Here is a 15656-nt window from a genome sequence, read left to right as displayed (position 1 = left end):
CAAATATAGTTTTTCATTTTGTAAATAGAAAAACTTTAAAAATTAAATTCTTAAGGATTTCGCAATGAATTTTCAAAAGGAATTCGATTTAAAATACTACGTCCTAAAGTTATTTCGTCTGCATATTCTAGTTCATCTCCCACAGAAATACCTCTTGCTAATGAAGAAACTATTAGCGGACAATCTTTTATTTGTTTGTAAATATAAAAATTGGTGGTATCTCCTTCCATGGTAGAACTTAAAGCAAATATAACTTCTTTAACCATTCCTAATTTTACTTTTTCTACTAGAGAATTAATTTTTAACTGAGTAGGTCCTATTCCTTCTATAGGGGAAATTTTACCACCTAACACATGATATATTCCTTTGTATTGACCTGTATTTTCAATAGCCATTACATCACGAACATCCTCTACTACACAAACCAATGCTTGATTCCTATTATCATTAGAGCATATTTCACAAAGGTCTACGTCTGAAATGTTATGACATGATTTACAAAATTTAATTTCGGTTCGCATTTTTAGCAATGCTTCTGCTAAAAAACGTGTTTGCTCTGTGGGTTGTTTGAGTAAATGTAAAGCCAACCGCAATGCTGTTCTTTTACCAATTCCTGGTAATTGTGCAATCTCTTCAACTGCATTTTCTAATATTTTTGAAGAAAAATCCATGGAGCAAAATTACGGTTTAAAAAAAGAAAAATCCAAATACTTTCATATTTGGATTTCACAAACAATCAACAAAAATATTAAAAAACTATTTCTTTTTAAACTTCATTTTTCGCTCTCCCTCTATTCCTTCATAAATAATATCTAAATTCCCTGCTTCATCTATGTAAATCATCCCCCCTTTTTTAAACAAATAGCTCAATTCTGCAAACTCATTATTAATGGTTCCTCCTAAAAAATCTATTTTACATTTTGAAAAACTATATTTTTTTACTGTTCCTGTTTCCTCAACCAATTCTAGAATTAGATCTTTTACTTTAAACTGACATCCTGACAACCCTGATATTTCATACTTTTCAGTTCCTTTTTTCATAAAGGTAATAGAACTTCCTTCAGTAGTAGCATAAGTAGCTCCATTGAAGAAAAATTTTATTATAAACAAATGTGATTCTATATTTTTAGCATAAAATACGGTGCTAAACAAGAACAATATTACAAACCCTATTTTATATTTCTTTTTCATCTTTAAAATATTATTTATACTGCAAATGTATACAGAAGTTTTCATTTAGAAAGCGAAATGAAAAAGTTCTACAAACTGAAACAGTAGTACGTGTACATTCTTTAAACCCAGATTTCAAGAAAGTATTGTTCTTTGACAAATGAGAGCTAACTTGCACTTGCGAGCGAAGCCTATGTATAAAATGGTGAATTTATCCCCTCCCAGATTTTGGCTGAAATGTAAAAAGGCTTCCATTTGGAAGCCCTTTGAGACAATCAATGATGAAACACCATGTTATCTCGTATAGAATAATTTAAGCAAAGATATTACATTTCCTCGCATTTTAATAAAAAGATATTTTATGAAAAGTTTCGAAAAAATGCAAATTGTAAATCCCAATGCTGCAGGAATTGATGTTGGGTCACGTTCTCATTTTGTAGCCATAGGACAGGATGAAAATCAAATCAGAGAATTTAATGTTTATCAATCAGGATTATGCGCTTTGGTAGCTTATCTTCAAGAGAACAAGATTCGTAGTGTTGCTTTGGAGTCCACAGGGAGTTATTGGCAATCTTTGTTTATGATCTTGCAGGGAAATGGTTTTGAAGTTCTTTTGGTTCAAGGGACTCAAACAAAAAACCTCAAAGCAAAGACAGATGTGAAAGATGCACAATGGATACAGAAACTTCATTCTTTAGGGTTATTACGAGGTTCTTTTTTGCCCTCTGAAAGCACTTTGCAGATAAGAACACTTCATAGACATCGTTCTAGTTTGATTGAACAAAGTTCAGGCTTTGTAAACAAAATGCAAAAAGCATTACCTTTAATGAACTTCAGACTCGACGTTGTGATAAGTGACATCACAGGAGTTTCTGGAATAAGAGTAATTGAGATGATACTATCAGGTGAAACTTCAGGTGAAAAATTAGCTGAATATTGCGACAAACGAGTTAAAAAAAGCAAAGAAGAAATAGCCGACGCTTTACAAGGTAAAATAAACAATGAATACCTACATGAGCTTTCCGATTGTTATGATATTTACAGACTTATTCAAGATAAAATAAAAAACACCGATACTCGTATTGATCAAGTGCTGAAAAATCAAACCAGAGAAATTGTTTTATCAGAAGATATCGAATTGGTAAAGAAACAGAATAAAGGGAAAAACCAACCCAAATTTGATGTACAGAAATATAGTTTAAAACTTTTTGGAGTAGATCTCTTTGCTATAGAATCAGTTTGCTCAGGAACCGTTACTAGTTTTTTAGCCGAAATAGGCACCGATATATATAAATTCAAGACCTCCAAGCAATTTGTGAATTGGCTCAGGTTAGCTCCAAATAATAAAATTAGTGGAGGTAAGGTTTTGAGTAGCAGAACTCCAAAAGGGAAAAATAAATTTGCATTGACATTAAGAAATGCGGCAAATACAATTGAAAGAAAAAAAGAAGGTTACCTCGTTATGTTCTTTAAAAGGATTTCTTTTAAAAAAGGAAGAGGTGCTGCAATTACAGCAACAGCAAGAAAAATAGCAGTTATAATTTGGAATATGATAGTCAAAAAACAACATTATATACCAATAAATACAGACCAATATATTCAAGAAATGAAGAATAAAAAAACGATACAAATTAAAAAAATGATTAAAAAATACGGAATCGAAACTACTTCTTTATCAATTCCTTAAATTAAGTTAGATAGAATTCCGCATTAAAAATCTATTCCACTTTGTTTTTCTTCAAATTCAAGCACGTACTCAAATTTTAATCATCAAAATAGTTCACGATTTCTTCTTCTAAAATTTTCTGTGAGCACTTGAATTTATTGAAAATTTTGTTTCACAACGAAGTCTAATACGGAATCTGGGTTAAATATAAATAAATGGTTTATAAAAGTCTTTTTTTGAAAAAAAAGCGACTTATTAGAACTTAAATTAAGTTTTTTCTATCTTGCAAAACAAAACTAAATTCATTCTTTTAATTTATGACTCCATTTGCAATTCTTTCATTAATCATTATTTATTTTGGAATATTATTTCTCATTTCATATTTTATGAGTAAAAATAATAGTGATAATGATGCGTTCTTCAAGGCTAATAAAAATTCTAAATGGTATTTAGTTGCATTTGGAATGATAGGTACTGCATTATCAGGTGTGACTTTTATTTCTGTACCTGGTGAAGTGGGAAATCCTGAATTACAATTCAAATATTTCCAATTTGTAATAGGTAATGCTTTGGGGTTTATTATTGTTGCTACAGTACTATTACCTTTGTACTACCGAATGAATTTAACTTCTATTTATGGTTACATCGAACAACGATTAGGAAAAATTAGTTATTTAACTGCGGCCTCCATTTTTTTGATTAGTCGTACTATTGGTTCTGCATTTCGTCTTTATCTAGTGGTTATCGTTTTACAACGATATGTTTTTGATTATTATGAAATTCCTTTTACAGTTACAGTATTTTTATCTTTATTTTTGATTTTTGCCTATACTTATAAGGGAGGGCTTAAGACCATTATTATTACGGACACATTACAGACTTTTTTCTTAGTGTTTTCTGTTTTTCTAACCATTTATTTTATTTGTCAAAGTTTAGATTTATCTGCATTTCAAGCTTTTGAGAAAGTAAAAAACAGCACCTATTCTCAAATATTTTTCTTTGATGATTATTTAAAGGGGAATTATTTTTGGAAACAAATTTTGGGAGGTATTTTTGTAACCATTGCTATGGTAGGTCTTGATCAAGATTTAATGCAAAAAAACTTAAGCTGTCCCAACATAAGAGAAGCACAAAAAAATATGTTTACGTTTACAGGGATATTTATAATTATTAACATTTTCTTTTTAAGTGTAGGTGCTTTATTGTATATGTATGCTGAAAAAAATAGTATTGCTGTTCCTATGGTTGGCGATGTTGTCCGTACAGATTTCCTGTTTCCTGAAATAGCGTTAAAATCATTAGGCTTAATTCCTGCAATTGTATTTCTTTTAGGGCTTACGGCTGCTACATTTGCTACTACTGATTCTGCTCTTACAGCTTTAACTACCTCATTTTGCATTGATTTTCTTGGAATGGAAAAAAAACAATCTGAAGATAAGTATAAAAAACTAAATGATGAAACAAAATTAACGAACATACGTCATATTGTACATTTAGCTTTTTCTTTTTTAATTTTTTTAGTCATTGTTTTTTTTAATACTGTAAACGATGCTTCTGTAGTTAAGATGATTTTTAAAATTGCCTCGTATACTTATGGTCCTCTATTAGGATTATATGGTTTTGGTTTATTTATAAAAAACAAAACTGTACATGATAAATTTGTTCCTTTTATTTGCTTAATATCTCCTGCTATTTGTTATTTATTATCAACTTATTCTATAGAATGGTTTGATGGTTATACCATAGCAGAAGAATTAATTATTATTAATGGGATGATTACTTTTGTTGGATTATTATGTATTAGTAAACCCACTACAAACAGTACTCGTTTTTAAGATAAATTATCAAACATTCAAATAAAGCTGTACTCGTTTTTTTTATTTTTATTTTTGAAATAGCATCCTTAAAATGTCGTAAAAAATATTAATCCCCGTTTTCAAAGCTTTTGCTCTAAAAACGGGGTTGATTCATTTTTTAAAATATTGTTTTAACCCCTATTTCGCATAAACTACTTTGTGAAACAAAATTTTTGAATAATTTCAAGTATTCAGAAAGAATTTAAAAGAAAAAACAGGAAATTATTTTGATCCTTAAAATTTGAGTACATCCCTGATTTAAAACAAAATAAAACAAATAGAATAGATTTATCAATTCACCTTCGAGTCTAATGCAATTTTGGTTTTAAAAGCCTTTCAAAAAAGCTAAACCTTTGTTATTTTTAAAAGTTTAATTTTTAAAACAACTAGATCCAATGTTAGTTTTTCTTTCAATACTCTTTTGTTCCCAAAAGAACTAATGTACAAGCTTCTTCTACTAGGATATTATTTTCCTTTAACAAATCATAAAATTCAGGATTTTCGGTACCTGGATTAAAAATAACCCGATTCGGCTTTAAATCTATTATATATTTATAATATTCTTTTTGACGTTCTGGATTCAAATATAGAGTAACTGTGTGAATATTTTCTAAACTTGGAAATCCTTTTTGAATTTCTATTCCAAAAACACTTTCATTTTTTAAACCTATAGCAACTACCTCGTGATCATTCTGTAATAATCTACTCATAGCTATAAATGAGTATCTTTCTGGGCTAGTAGAAGCTCCTAAAACTAAAGTTTTCATTTTTATTCTTTTTTAAAAGAATAAATTTACTATTTTTAAATTTAGGAAACCACAACTTAACATTTTCTTTACGCGTATAGAGTTTTAGAAATTTAATTTTACAAAAAAACTATGGATTTATTTTTTTACATTTTCGCTGCTTTATTTTCTGTACTTAATCCCATAGGTGCTATTCCTGTTTTTGTAGGATTAACCAATGGATACACTCGTGAAGAATTAACAAAAACCTCTAAATGGACTGCAATTAACGTATTTATTATCATGATAGTAGCTTATTTTTTGGGTGAATACGTTTTACATTTTTTCGGCATTAGCTTAGAAGCTTTGCGCATTGCTGGAGGTATGATTATTGCAAATTCTGGTTTTGGGTTACTATCTGGAAAAGTAAAAAGACGCAAAGGAATAAACAAAAAAGTAGAAGATGAAGCACAACAAAAACATGCTATAGCACTCACACCTTTAGCTATGCCCTTATTAGCAGGACCTGGTTCTATTTCTTTATTAATTGCTTTTTACCAAGAACATAATAACTGGATGGCTATTAGTATAGCTATAGGAGCTGTATTAGCCGTAGCTATTTCTATTTTCTTGGTTTTAAATAGTGCTCATTATCTGGTACGTTTTCTTGGAGAAGCAGGCATTGTAGCCATTTCAAGAATTGTTGGTTTTTTTGTAATTGCTATTGGCGTACAGTATATTGTAAATGCTATTTTAAAAATCATTGAAAACAGTCATCTTATCAAGTAATAATAAACTATTTTTAAGATCTTAAAAAGTGGGTGTCTGAAAAGTCAAAATTCAACATCTAATCTCTCACTTCAACGACAGGGGATGTCATAGTATCAGCATCTTGCTATTGCTTCGCCTATTCGAGTAAAACTCTCAGGGAGCCATCGCTGAAATGACAAAATTTGTCCCCCTTTCGGACACCTTCTTTTTATATGTAAATGTTTTTATTCTTTAGGCAAAAAAATCTCTGCCATCATACAACGGGCACTTCCACCTCCATACATCTCTATCGTTTCTAAATTTGAATATAAAATGGTGGTATGTTTTTCTATTTGTGCTATCTGCATTTTATTTAATCCGTCATAAGCTGATTCACTCATAACTAAATATGTTTTATCATTATCTCCTTTTACTTGTAACATATTACCTGCAAAAGCATTTACTTGACTTTCGGAAATATAAATAATTTCCTTTCCATCTTTCTTTAAATTTTCAACTAGGTTTTTCTTTTCTGCTTTATCATCTATACACTCTGAGCAGAGAATTGCAAACGTTTCTCCTATAGCCATCATTACATTTGTATGATAAATTAATTCTCTTTTATCATTAACTGTTTGAAAAGCATTGAACAAAACTGGAGTAAATTCAAAATCTTCACAAAATTCAATAAACAACTCTTCATCAGCACGAGGTGATAAGGCGCAATATGCTTTTTGGTGTACACGATCCAAGATCATACTTCCTGTTCCTTCTAAAAAAACATTATCTTCTTCTGCAAGTGTATAATCCATTACATCTTGAATTAAAAAGCCTTGTTCTTCTAGTATATCTAAAATATCTTCACGACGTTCTAAACGACGATTTTCAGCAAACATCGGATATAGCACGACCTCTCCATTTTCATGAAATGAAATCCAATTATTAGGAAATACAGCGTCTGGCGTATCTGTATCAGTGGTATCTTCTACTACTGTAACATGAACTCCTACTTGACGTAATTTACGAACTAAGGCATCAAATTCCTGTTGTGCTTTAGCTCTAATAGTCGCTGGTAATACAGTATCTTCTTTTTTTTGATAGTAATTATTTACTGCTGTTTGTTCATTCATTCTAAATGAAACAGGTCGTATCATTAGAATGGAATTTGTTATTTGTTGCATATCTAATTTAGTAAAAAACCTCTCAAACACTCTACTCATTTTACTAAATTTCAGTGATTGAGAGGATTTTATATTTGTAAAATTTGATTATCTATTTTTTACCACATTCACAATTGAATCTACTATATCTAAAGTTATTTCAGCCATCGCATTTATTTTTTCATCTAAACATGGGTTTACTTCTACAACTTCTACGCAAGCTGTTTTGGGATTAGATGTTAAATGGACTAATAAATCTTTTGCTTCTTGTGGTGTAATTCCATGAGGAACAGGTGTTCCCGTTCCATGCGATGTTAAAATAGGATCCATAGAATCTACATCAAAGGATATATAAATGATGTCACATTGATGTAATTGTGTATTAATATTATTAACGAGGGTCCATATACCTAAATTACGAACATCTTGTACTGTATACCATTTTAGCCCTAATCTTTCTATAACGGCTTCTTCTTCTGGTTCCGTATCTCGTACTGCAATATAAACTAGATCTTCAGGATTTATTTTGTTCGTTATACCTCCAACATTTTTCAATTGATTCCAATAATCAACTGTTTTTTCATCTACTTTATTTATTTGACATTCTATGTTATCAATATTCATTACAGATGCTAACGGCATTCCGTGCATATTACCTGAAGGTGTTGTATAAGGTGTATGGATATCTGCGTGTGCATCAATCCAAACCACTCCAATTCTTTTATCGGGATAAGCTGATTTAACACCTGCTATGGTTCCTCCTGCCGAGCCATGATCTGCAGCTAAAATAATAGGAAATTGTTTATTCTGTAAAAGAGAAGATACTTTTGCGTTGAGTTCTTCATAAATAGAAAGCAAACCATCTATACGCTTTGCAAAAGGGAACTTTGTAGGCTTATCTAAATAAGTATTGACATTTTTAATTGTTTCGAGAGTATTTTCACCAAAAATATAGCTCTCCTTTTTCCTAGCAGCAGCCATAATAGCTTCTGGACCTAAAGATGCTCCACGCGTACCTGCTGCAATTTCTGATTGGTTTATTAGAAAAGTAATTGACTTACTCATAATTTTTTAGATTGGATGATGATTGTTATATCATTAAATAACATGTATTTCATCTGTTTCGATAGCAAATATAAAAAAAGCCTCTTGAGAGAAGAAGCTTTTTTTCTTTTATTCATCATTAATTTATCTCTTGTCCATAGAAACGAATGGTCTTAAAGGATAACCAGTATATACTTGACGAGGGCGTCCAATAGGTTCTTTGTTTAAACGCATTTCTTTCCATTGCGCAATCCATCCTGGAAGACGACCAATAGCAAATAACACAGTAAACATATCGGTTGGAATTCCTAATGCTCTATAAATGATTCCTGAGTAAAAATCTACATTTGGATATAATTTTCTGTCTACAAAATAAGGATCTACTAGCGCTGCTTCTTCTAATTGTTTTGCAATATTTAGAATAGGATCGTTAACACCTAATTCTGCTAACACTTCGTCTGCTGCTTTTTTGATGATTTTTGCACGAGGATCGAAGTTTTTGTATACTCTGTGTCCGAATCCCATTAAACGAAAATCGTCATTTTTATCTTTGGCTCTTTCTAATGCTTTTTGTGCATCGCCACCATCTTTTTGGATTTGCTCTAACATTTCCAACACCGCTTGGTTAGCGCCACCGTGTAATGGTCCCCATAAAGCAGAAACACCTGCAGAAATAGAAGCAAATAAACCAGCGTGAGAGGAACCAACAATTCTTACTGTAGACGTTGAACAGTTTTGTTCGTGATCAGCATGTAATGTAAATAATTTATCTAAAGCGTCTATAATGGTTTTATTGGTGGCATAAGGTCCTGTAGGCAACTCAAACATTAATCGCATGAAATTTTCTACATATCCTTTTGTATTATCATAATAATTCAATGGGAACCCCATCATTTTACGATATGTCCATGTGGCAATAACTAAAAACTTACCCATCGTTTTACAGATTGCCTCGTACATTTCGGTTTCATTTTCTACATTGACTACTTTAGGATTAAAAGCAGTTAAAGCAGATGTTAATGAAGACAAGACTCCCATTGGGTGAGCTGTTTTGGGAAATCCATCTATAATATTCTTCATTTCTTCGTTTACCAAAGTATATTTACGAATATCATTTTCAAATTTTTCCAATTGAGTCTTTGTTGGTAATTCTCCGAAAATAATTAAATAAGACACTTCTAAGAATGTTGCATTTGCGGCTAAATCTTCAATAGCATATCCTCTATATCTTAAGATTCCTTCTTCACCATCTAAGAAAGTAATTTCACTTGTGCAAGAACCTGAATTTTTATACCCAGGATCTATCGTGATCGCTCCTGTTAGGGCGCGTAATTTTTCAATATCGATAGCCGTTTCATTCTCAGAACCCACCATTACAGGGAACTCATATTTGTTGCCATCAAATTCTAATATCGCAGTTTTTGACATAATTAAGTTTATGGTATTTATCTTTTACAATTGGTTTAACAAAAATAGGAATTTGATATTAATTTCAAAAACTTACCTAATGCTTTTCTCCAAATTTAATAAATGTTTTGTAATTTGTTAACAATTTTAGAAAAGAAAAAAACACTCGCCAAAAGAGACTATTGTACAATTTTATGGGTACGAACTTCAAGCATGTACTAGTCTAAAATTACTTAATGCTTGGACTATCGGCGAGTATCATTTTATAATTCCATATTCATTAGGTTCATCGTTCATAAAATCTATTCTGAATTGCTCAGGCATCTGTTGGCGAGCAATCGCAATTGCTTTTTCAAGTACAAAAGGAAGTCTTGTTGATTGCGTTGTTTTTAGCACCCAATCAATGCCCGTTTTTAATGAAATCTTATGTCCTAAAGAAACATATATTGGATTTGAATTTTCTTTTGTACGAAGGGCTTTTCCAACTACTTTTTGGTCAAATATAAGTTCTAAATTATCTGCTCTTTTATCCCCTAAATCTTCCTTTTTATAATAGCCTACAAGACGTTTTTTGGCGCAACCAATAGTAGGTATATCCAGTTGAATACCTAAAAAAGTTGCGAAGCCCATATTTTTGGGATGCTCAATGCCATGTCCATCACAAAAAATAAGCTGGGGTTTTATAGTTAATTTTTCAAAAGCTTTGATTGCCCATATCGTTTCATTAAAACCAAAAACATCAGGTATGTGCATATTAATCCTATCTTCAGTATAAATTGCTTGATCTACAATTTCTTGACTATTTACATCCATAACAGTAACGACTGCCACTATTTTTTGGGTAATATCATGATAGGCTACTGTTACTCCTCCAATAAATTGTATATCAGTTGGCAATCTATCCTCGTGTATTATTTTTTCAATTTGCTCTTCTTGCCACACAAATTTTTCCATGAAAGTATCAGGAATTGTCTTTCCTAGATATTCTTTCATTTGATTATGAATGGCATAAGCGACAATAACTTTTGAATATCTTTCAACATCTCCATGTACATAAACAAATGTATCTAGATCTATTTCAATATACCCTTTTTCATCATAAGAATGATACTTATCTATTATATCTTGATTATTTGCAATTAACTTTTCATAATCCAAATCTTCACGATTTAAAAGTACTTTAAAGTTCAATTGTTCAATATTTTCTCCGTTTTTAAAACGAAAATCATCAAAAGAAATAAAATCGTAACTCAAATTATAATGACTAACATTAGTATTTTTTATACAATCTAAACCTAATGTAAACCTTTTCACACCATATATATATATGTATGCATACCATTTATACTCTCTAAAACAAAAATCATAAATTAATCCATGTTCAAAATTATTCACATATGAAATTCTAAAATATAAATTTTTATCTAGGTCTAACTTTTCTTCTATTCCAGTAAACAATTCACGTTTATCATTTACGTTAATGTAGGCTTTTAAATTTTCCCAATTCTGTTGCTCAAAATATTTTATCATTTTATTTACTATTTGGAAAGAAAACCCCTTCCGTTATATAAAAACAATGAGGACAAGTAACCATCTGCTTAAAAACTTGATCTTTTACTTTCCATCTTATAACAATTTTTATATCAAGTGCTCTAATATCTGACACACTGTTAATGCTTTTATCTTTGATTAATTCGTTCAAAACTAACACCTCCGTATGAATCCCTGGTCGTTGAGCATCATTCATCTTACCTAATGTAATTTTACCACCATATAACTTTTCATACAATTTACCATCGCTATTTCCAGAACAGTCTTTTCTTATAAAATCCATATATTCTATGTGTTTTTGTAAAAAGGGGTGTAATGTACTTATAAAGTCATCATATGCTGTATCAGAATTTTCTAAAACATCTCCATTATATTTCTTTCTATTGTACTTTATAACTATGTTCTCATTTGGTAAATTACCTGATGAAACTTTATTACCATCAAAAATCCCCTGTCTCGTCCTAAAATAAGTTTACATGTTTATACTTAATCCTAAAATATATTTACAACTCATTTTTAGTCCTACTATTGGTTTACAATAATAGGACTTTTTATATAATAATTCTTCCATAATTTTTCTGTTTTTATATTGTTATGGTGTACTTGATTTGGAGTTAGATTTCCTATACTCATATGAGGTCTTTCATTATTATATAAATCAACAACAGCTTCCAATAAATCGCTAGCTTCTTCTATGCTATGAACTTGATAATCATTTAGATATTCTTCTTTTATAATTCCGTTAATTCTTTCTGCAATGGCATTTTCTAATGGATCTCCATTTTCTGTCATACTTATTGCTATATTATTATTTTCTAAAAGTTTTACATATTCACTGCTACAATACTGAGTTCCTCTATCAGAGTGATGTATTAATTCTAATTCTTTTTTTTCAATTGAAATACCTGATATTGCCATTTTTAAAGCTTCGATTGTTTGTGATGTTTGTAAACTATCTCCTAAATGAAATCCTATAATTTTTCTAGAATATGCATCAGTAATAAAACTTATATAAACAAAAACTCCTTTAATCTTCCAATAAGTTATGGCGCTTACCCATAATTGATTAGGAGCATTAAGAACATACTCTTTTATAAGATTTGGATACCTCTTAAATCTATGGGAGGAATTTGTGGTTATTGTTTGTTTTTTTCTGCGTTTAACTAGTAGATAATTAGCTGATAACACATCAAAAAGCCTGTCTCTACCCATTTTTATTTGATGTTCTAGTAGAAATGGTTGTAATAACTCATATAGTTTTCTACCTCCCATATGACGATGATTTTTTCTTATTTTTAAAACCTCAGAAACAATTAGTTCATCTTCAAAAACGTATTGCTCTTGATGCCAAAAGTGTTGATAATATGCTTGTCGTATTACACCAAGTAATCGGCAAAATATGCCTAAACCAATCTTAGGGTGGTGGTTTTTCATCTCCTGAATTACTTGGTATTGGACTTTTTTACAATATTGATTTTAAACTCTTTTTCAGCAATTTCTATCATTCTACGATAAGCCTCAGCTAAAAGTTTTGCTTCTTGAAGTTCTTTTTCAAGTTCAGTAATCGACTTTTGAGAGTCTTTTTCGTTTGTGTTGATTTTAACTGATTTCATATCAGGTAAAGATACAATTCTTGTTTTTAAAACATCAAAACCTCTTTCTCTTAACCAATAAGTAAGTCGACCATTTCCAAGATTATGCTTTAACTCAACTTCTTTTTTGGTCATTGAACCAGTTAGATAATCATTACAAACAAATCTTTTAAATTCTTCTGAATATCTTGATTGCCACTTTGTAGAATATTCTACTGAATATCTTTCCATAATTTTACACTTTTGTGTAAAATTATTTTAGGACGAGACAATTACTGCCACGCGAAAGGATTCGCGCGGGAGCGGGGCATCTAGACAGTTTTATACTCCACATATTCGCCCACTGTATCATACGGTATACTTGTATGAGGAGACCTAATTATTAACGTATTCCAAGGCTTCCAAACATCTAAAAGTTCAGTATTTGTTATTTTATGATGCTCTAAAACACCTTCGATAAAATAATCTTTCAATGGCATTTCCGAGACTCTTTCAACTCCATCTTTGATAAGGACTATTTTATACTCCAATTCATTATTTTTATTAATGTAAAAAGTAAACACTCCACCATCCCAAGAACTCAAGTATTCTAAATCTCCATCATTATCATATTGTGTTGGTAACAAATTATTATCTTTCTCATACTCAAATATCATAGACATCATTCTGTCATTTGCCCATTGATAAAATACTTGTGCATAACTTAAAAGGTTTTGCTTTTGTAGACCAGAATCCCACCAGTAATGTTCTAAAAATTTTCCATCGGGATAAATCTCAATTTTTGCCTTGTTAAATTTTTCTGATGTATCTAATATTTCTTTTTGCTTTTTATGTATTATATCAGCTATGTCAAACAATTCAAACTCTCCCCATAAATATTTTTCACCGCATTTAATTACTGTAAGTTTTGGTTCATAACCACCTGCTTCAGTAAAATTTATTTCAATTAAAATTTTATCCCAAACTTTTTCTTTGAAAAATTTATTTATAATAACTAATACTTCTTCCATAATTAATTTGAAATTAAATAGTTTTTCTTAACAGCTCCATTTTCTGATAATCTTACACGCATACTTATAGGTCGTTTTGAGCTACCTGCAAAAACGAAAACCATTTCTGCTTTATATATTGAACTAGGATTATTTCTCTTAAGTGAAGATATTTCCTGTTCTATATTATACCAATCTCCTCCAGCTCTATTTTGCGTAGGACTTTGAGAAAAATAGTTTATCTGCTCACTTGGTCCTCCCCACTCATTTCTAAAAATATGCCCACCATCATCATTTGAATAACCATCTTTTACTAATTTAGTCTCTTGCTGATAGGTTTCATTTCTTGCTCTAGTAGTGAAGTCTATGTCTTCCATTATAGCTTTATTAACTCTTCCCAATTCATCAGTTTCAAAAACATATCTACCATTATCAACTACATATCGGAAGTTCTTCATCAATGGCGGTGCAACGTTAAGAAATTTATTCCATCCCTGTCCAGCATCCCCCGCTGTAGCGCGTATTTCATTATTCAGAATCTCTGCCCATTGTTTTCCTTCTTTATCAACTAAAACTAATTTTCCTTCTATTCTTTTAATTGTCCAAGTACTTGGTAATTGTTTGGTAATTTCAAGTAATTCAGCAAGCTTAGTGCCTCCTAAAGTATTTTCAAGATTCTGTAAGACATCATCACTCAAATTATTAGAAAAAGACCTCCCGCTCCCGCGCGAATCCTTTCGCGTGGTATTTACAATTTAAAAAACTGAAAAACACAAATATCTTCCAGCAATCCTCTTTCACCAGAATAATCGACTGCACTACTATATTTGTAATCTTCAGGTCTAAACACTATTCCTTCCGCAACTGGATTGTTATGAATGTAATCAATTTTTTGTTTGATTACTTCATTACTCCATAATTCTATGGGCTTGTTATCGTGTCGCCAAAACTGGCTGTGTTTTACATTGCTTGAATTGTTGGCAGCTTTTCTAAAACTTTCTAATAAAAACTCTCGTCTGCTCTCTCTTGGATTTTCTTTGATTGCTTTTACAACAGCATTACTTGTAAATCTTTTAAAGTCTCCAAGTAAAGATCATGGTTCCTCTCCATTTACACTTCTAAAAATCAAATGCACATGACTTGTCATAATACACCAAGCAATTATTTCCATTCCCTTTTGTTTCTGACAAAATGTAAGACTATTTATTATTATGTCTTTATACTCATTCCTAGTAAAGACATCTAGCCAATCTATTACTGCAAAACTGACAAAATATAAACCTTCTGGGTTGTGAAACTTATAATTACGACTCATAAATCAAAAATAATACTTTACAAGGTAAAAAAACAGTTATGCTTGCTTTTATTGATCACGCGAAAGGATTCGCGCGGGAGCGGGGGTTTAGAGCGATATATGAAACAACTTCAAAAATCATAGCAAAGGAAAAAATAGAACAATGGATTCAAAAGACTAGAACTCTAAATTTTAGTCATTTTACTATTGCTTCAAATAGTATTAAAAACCATCTAGAAACAATTATAAACTTCTTTAACAATAGAAGCACTAATGCAAATGCAGAATCTTTTAATTCTAAAATAAAACTCTTTAGAGCGAATCTTAGAGGTGTTACAGATATTAAATTTTTCTTGTTTAGACTGGAAAAATTATTTGCTTAAATCAAACTAATCCCCAAAAAAAATATGTGAGCCGGAATTTATATTCCCGACTCATTAGATTTTAGGCAA

The 15656-nt window shown here is 30.7% G+C and carries 16 protein-coding genes; 4 read left to right on the top strand and 12 right to left on the bottom strand.

The features are described 5' to 3' along the window. Positions 1-50: 50 nt before the first annotated feature. Complete coding sequence (gene recR, locus NAB20_RS08150) at positions 51-671, bottom strand: recombination mediator RecR (protein ID WP_088390243.1); 621 nt, start codon at positions 669-671, stop codon at positions 51-53. 85 nt (positions 672-756) lie between these two features. Beyond that, entirely contained in the window at positions 757-1191 is a 435-nt protein-coding gene (locus NAB20_RS08145; protein ID WP_105195728.1) for a hypothetical protein, read from the bottom strand. 340 nt (positions 1192-1531) lie between these two features. Here NAB20_RS08145 and NAB20_RS08140 point away from each other — a divergent pair, with 340 nt between their 5' ends. Both NAB20_RS08140 and NAB20_RS08135 read left to right on the top strand, forming a co-directional pair. Next, positions 1532-2857, top strand: a complete 1326-nt coding sequence (locus NAB20_RS08140) for an IS110 family transposase (protein WP_375604946.1) — start codon at positions 1532-1534, stop codon at positions 2855-2857. Between the two features lie 296 nt (positions 2858-3153). Beyond that, the gene (locus NAB20_RS08135) at positions 3154-4671 is read left to right on the top strand and encodes a sodium:solute symporter (RefSeq protein WP_375604945.1); all 1518 of its coding nucleotides are present in this window, start codon (positions 3154-3156) and stop codon (positions 4669-4671) included. Positions 4672-5102: 431 nt separating this feature from the next. Here NAB20_RS08135 and NAB20_RS08130 read toward each other — a convergent pair whose 3' ends face one another. Further along, positions 5103-5459, bottom strand: coding sequence for a CoA-binding protein (locus NAB20_RS08130; RefSeq protein ID WP_088390235.1), 357 nt, complete (start codon positions 5457-5459; stop codon positions 5103-5105). A 111-nt stretch (positions 5460-5570) separates the two neighbouring features. Between NAB20_RS08130 and NAB20_RS08125 the strand changes: the two genes are divergently transcribed. Beyond that, positions 5571-6206 (top strand): MarC family NAAT transporter, encoded by a 636-nt coding sequence (locus tag NAB20_RS08125; RefSeq protein ID WP_088390233.1) that lies wholly within the window; start codon positions 5571-5573, stop codon positions 6204-6206. Between the two features lie 206 nt (positions 6207-6412). Here the strand turns inward: NAB20_RS08125 and ctlX are convergent, their stop codons facing one another. From ctlX to NAB20_RS08080, 9 genes are all read right to left on the bottom strand, one after another. Next, the gene (ctlX, locus tag NAB20_RS08120; RefSeq protein WP_375604944.1) at positions 6413-7348 is read right to left on the bottom strand and encodes a citrulline utilization hydrolase CtlX; all 936 of its coding nucleotides are present in this window, start codon (positions 7346-7348) and stop codon (positions 6413-6415) included. Positions 7349-7435: 87 nt separating this feature from the next. After that, positions 7436-8392, bottom strand: coding sequence for an arginase (gene rocF / locus NAB20_RS08115; RefSeq protein WP_375604943.1), 957 nt, complete (start codon positions 8390-8392; stop codon positions 7436-7438). Between the two features lie 123 nt (positions 8393-8515). After that, positions 8516-9799: a citrate synthase gene (locus NAB20_RS08110; protein ID WP_105195732.1), complete on the bottom strand. Its 1284-nt coding sequence runs from the start codon at positions 9797-9799 to the stop codon at positions 8516-8518. Positions 9800-10036: 237 nt separating this feature from the next. After that, entirely contained in the window at positions 10037-11308 is a 1272-nt protein-coding gene (locus tag NAB20_RS08105; RefSeq protein WP_375604942.1) for an endonuclease V, read from the bottom strand. Between the two features lies 1 nt (position 11309). After that, complete coding sequence (locus tag NAB20_RS08100) at positions 11310-11612, bottom strand: hypothetical protein (protein WP_375604941.1); 303 nt, start codon at positions 11610-11612, stop codon at positions 11310-11312. Between the two features lie 242 nt (positions 11613-11854). Continuing rightward, entirely contained in the window at positions 11855-12763 is a 909-nt protein-coding gene (locus NAB20_RS08095; RefSeq protein ID WP_375604940.1) for an IS3 family transposase, read from the bottom strand. Positions 12764-12771: 8 nt separating this feature from the next. Further along, positions 12772-13152, bottom strand: a complete 381-nt coding sequence (locus NAB20_RS08090; RefSeq protein ID WP_127823440.1) for a hypothetical protein — start codon at positions 13150-13152, stop codon at positions 12772-12774. A gap of 80 nt (positions 13153-13232) precedes the next feature. Further along, on the bottom strand, positions 13233-13931 hold the full coding sequence (locus tag NAB20_RS08085; RefSeq protein ID WP_235878273.1) for a hypothetical protein: 699 nt from the start codon (positions 13929-13931) through the stop codon (positions 13233-13235). Between the two features lie 2 nt (positions 13932-13933). Then, on the bottom strand, positions 13934-14608 hold the full coding sequence (locus tag NAB20_RS08080; protein ID WP_375604939.1) for a DNA/RNA non-specific endonuclease: 675 nt from the start codon (positions 14606-14608) through the stop codon (positions 13934-13936). A gap of 655 nt (positions 14609-15263) precedes the next feature. Here NAB20_RS08080 and NAB20_RS08075 point away from each other — a divergent pair. After that, a complete protein-coding gene (locus NAB20_RS08075) occupies positions 15264-15587 on the top strand; it encodes a transposase (protein ID WP_375604938.1) in 324 nt (107 codons plus the stop codon). Positions 15588-15656: the final 69 nt, after the last annotated feature.

It is taken from the genome of Flavobacterium davisii (assembly GCF_042182265.1).
GTDB classification, from domain to species: Bacteria; Bacteroidota; Bacteroidia; order Flavobacteriales; family Flavobacteriaceae; genus Flavobacterium; species Flavobacterium davisii.
The sequence above is the reverse complement of the archived record's forward strand: the minus strand, read 5'-3'. Positions and strand labels throughout refer to the sequence as shown.

What these genes read in the sequence shown, in the direction of transcription:
- recR (WP_088390243.1), bottom strand. Translation starts at nt 671, where the DNA reads ATGGATTTTTCTTCAAAAATATTAGAAAATGCAGTTGAAGAGATTGCA.
- NAB20_RS08145 (WP_105195728.1), bottom strand. Translation starts at nt 1,191, where the DNA reads ATGAAAAAGAAATATAAAATAGGGTTTGTAATATTGTTCTTGTTTAGC.
- NAB20_RS08140 (WP_375604946.1), top strand. Translation starts at nt 1,532, where the DNA reads ATGAAAAGTTTCGAAAAAATGCAAATTGTAAATCCCAATGCTGCAGGA.
- NAB20_RS08135 (WP_375604945.1), top strand. Translation starts at nt 3,154, where the DNA reads ATGACTCCATTTGCAATTCTTTCATTAATCATTATTTATTTTGGAATA.
- NAB20_RS08130 (WP_088390235.1), bottom strand. Translation starts at nt 5,459, where the DNA reads ATGAAAACTTTAGTTTTAGGAGCTTCTACTAGCCCAGAAAGATACTCA.
- NAB20_RS08125 (WP_088390233.1), top strand. Translation starts at nt 5,571, where the DNA reads ATGGATTTATTTTTTTACATTTTCGCTGCTTTATTTTCTGTACTTAAT.
- ctlX (WP_375604944.1), bottom strand. Translation starts at nt 7,348, where the DNA reads ATGCAACAAATAACAAATTCCATTCTAATGATACGACCTGTTTCATTT.
- rocF (WP_375604943.1), bottom strand. Translation starts at nt 8,392, where the DNA reads ATGAGTAAGTCAATTACTTTTCTAATAAACCAATCAGAAATTGCAGCA.
- NAB20_RS08110 (WP_105195732.1), bottom strand. Translation starts at nt 9,799, where the DNA reads ATGTCAAAAACTGCGATATTAGAATTTGATGGCAACAAATATGAGTTC.
- NAB20_RS08105 (WP_375604942.1), bottom strand. Translation starts at nt 11,308, where the DNA reads ATGATAAAATATTTTGAGCAACAGAATTGGGAAAATTTAAAAGCCTAC.
- NAB20_RS08100 (WP_375604941.1), bottom strand. Translation starts at nt 11,612, where the DNA reads ATGGATTTTATAAGAAAAGACTGTTCTGGAAATAGCGATGGTAAATTG.
- NAB20_RS08095 (WP_375604940.1), bottom strand. Translation starts at nt 12,763, where the DNA reads ATGAAAAACCACCACCCTAAGATTGGTTTAGGCATATTTTGCCGATTA.
- NAB20_RS08090 (WP_127823440.1), bottom strand. Translation starts at nt 13,152, where the DNA reads ATGGAAAGATATTCAGTAGAATATTCTACAAAGTGGCAATCAAGATAT.
- NAB20_RS08085 (WP_235878273.1), bottom strand. Translation starts at nt 13,931, where the DNA reads ATGGAAGAAGTATTAGTTATTATAAATAAATTTTTCAAAGAAAAAGTT.
- NAB20_RS08075 (WP_375604938.1), top strand. Translation starts at nt 15,264, where the DNA reads ATGCTTGCTTTTATTGATCACGCGAAAGGATTCGCGCGGGAGCGGGGG.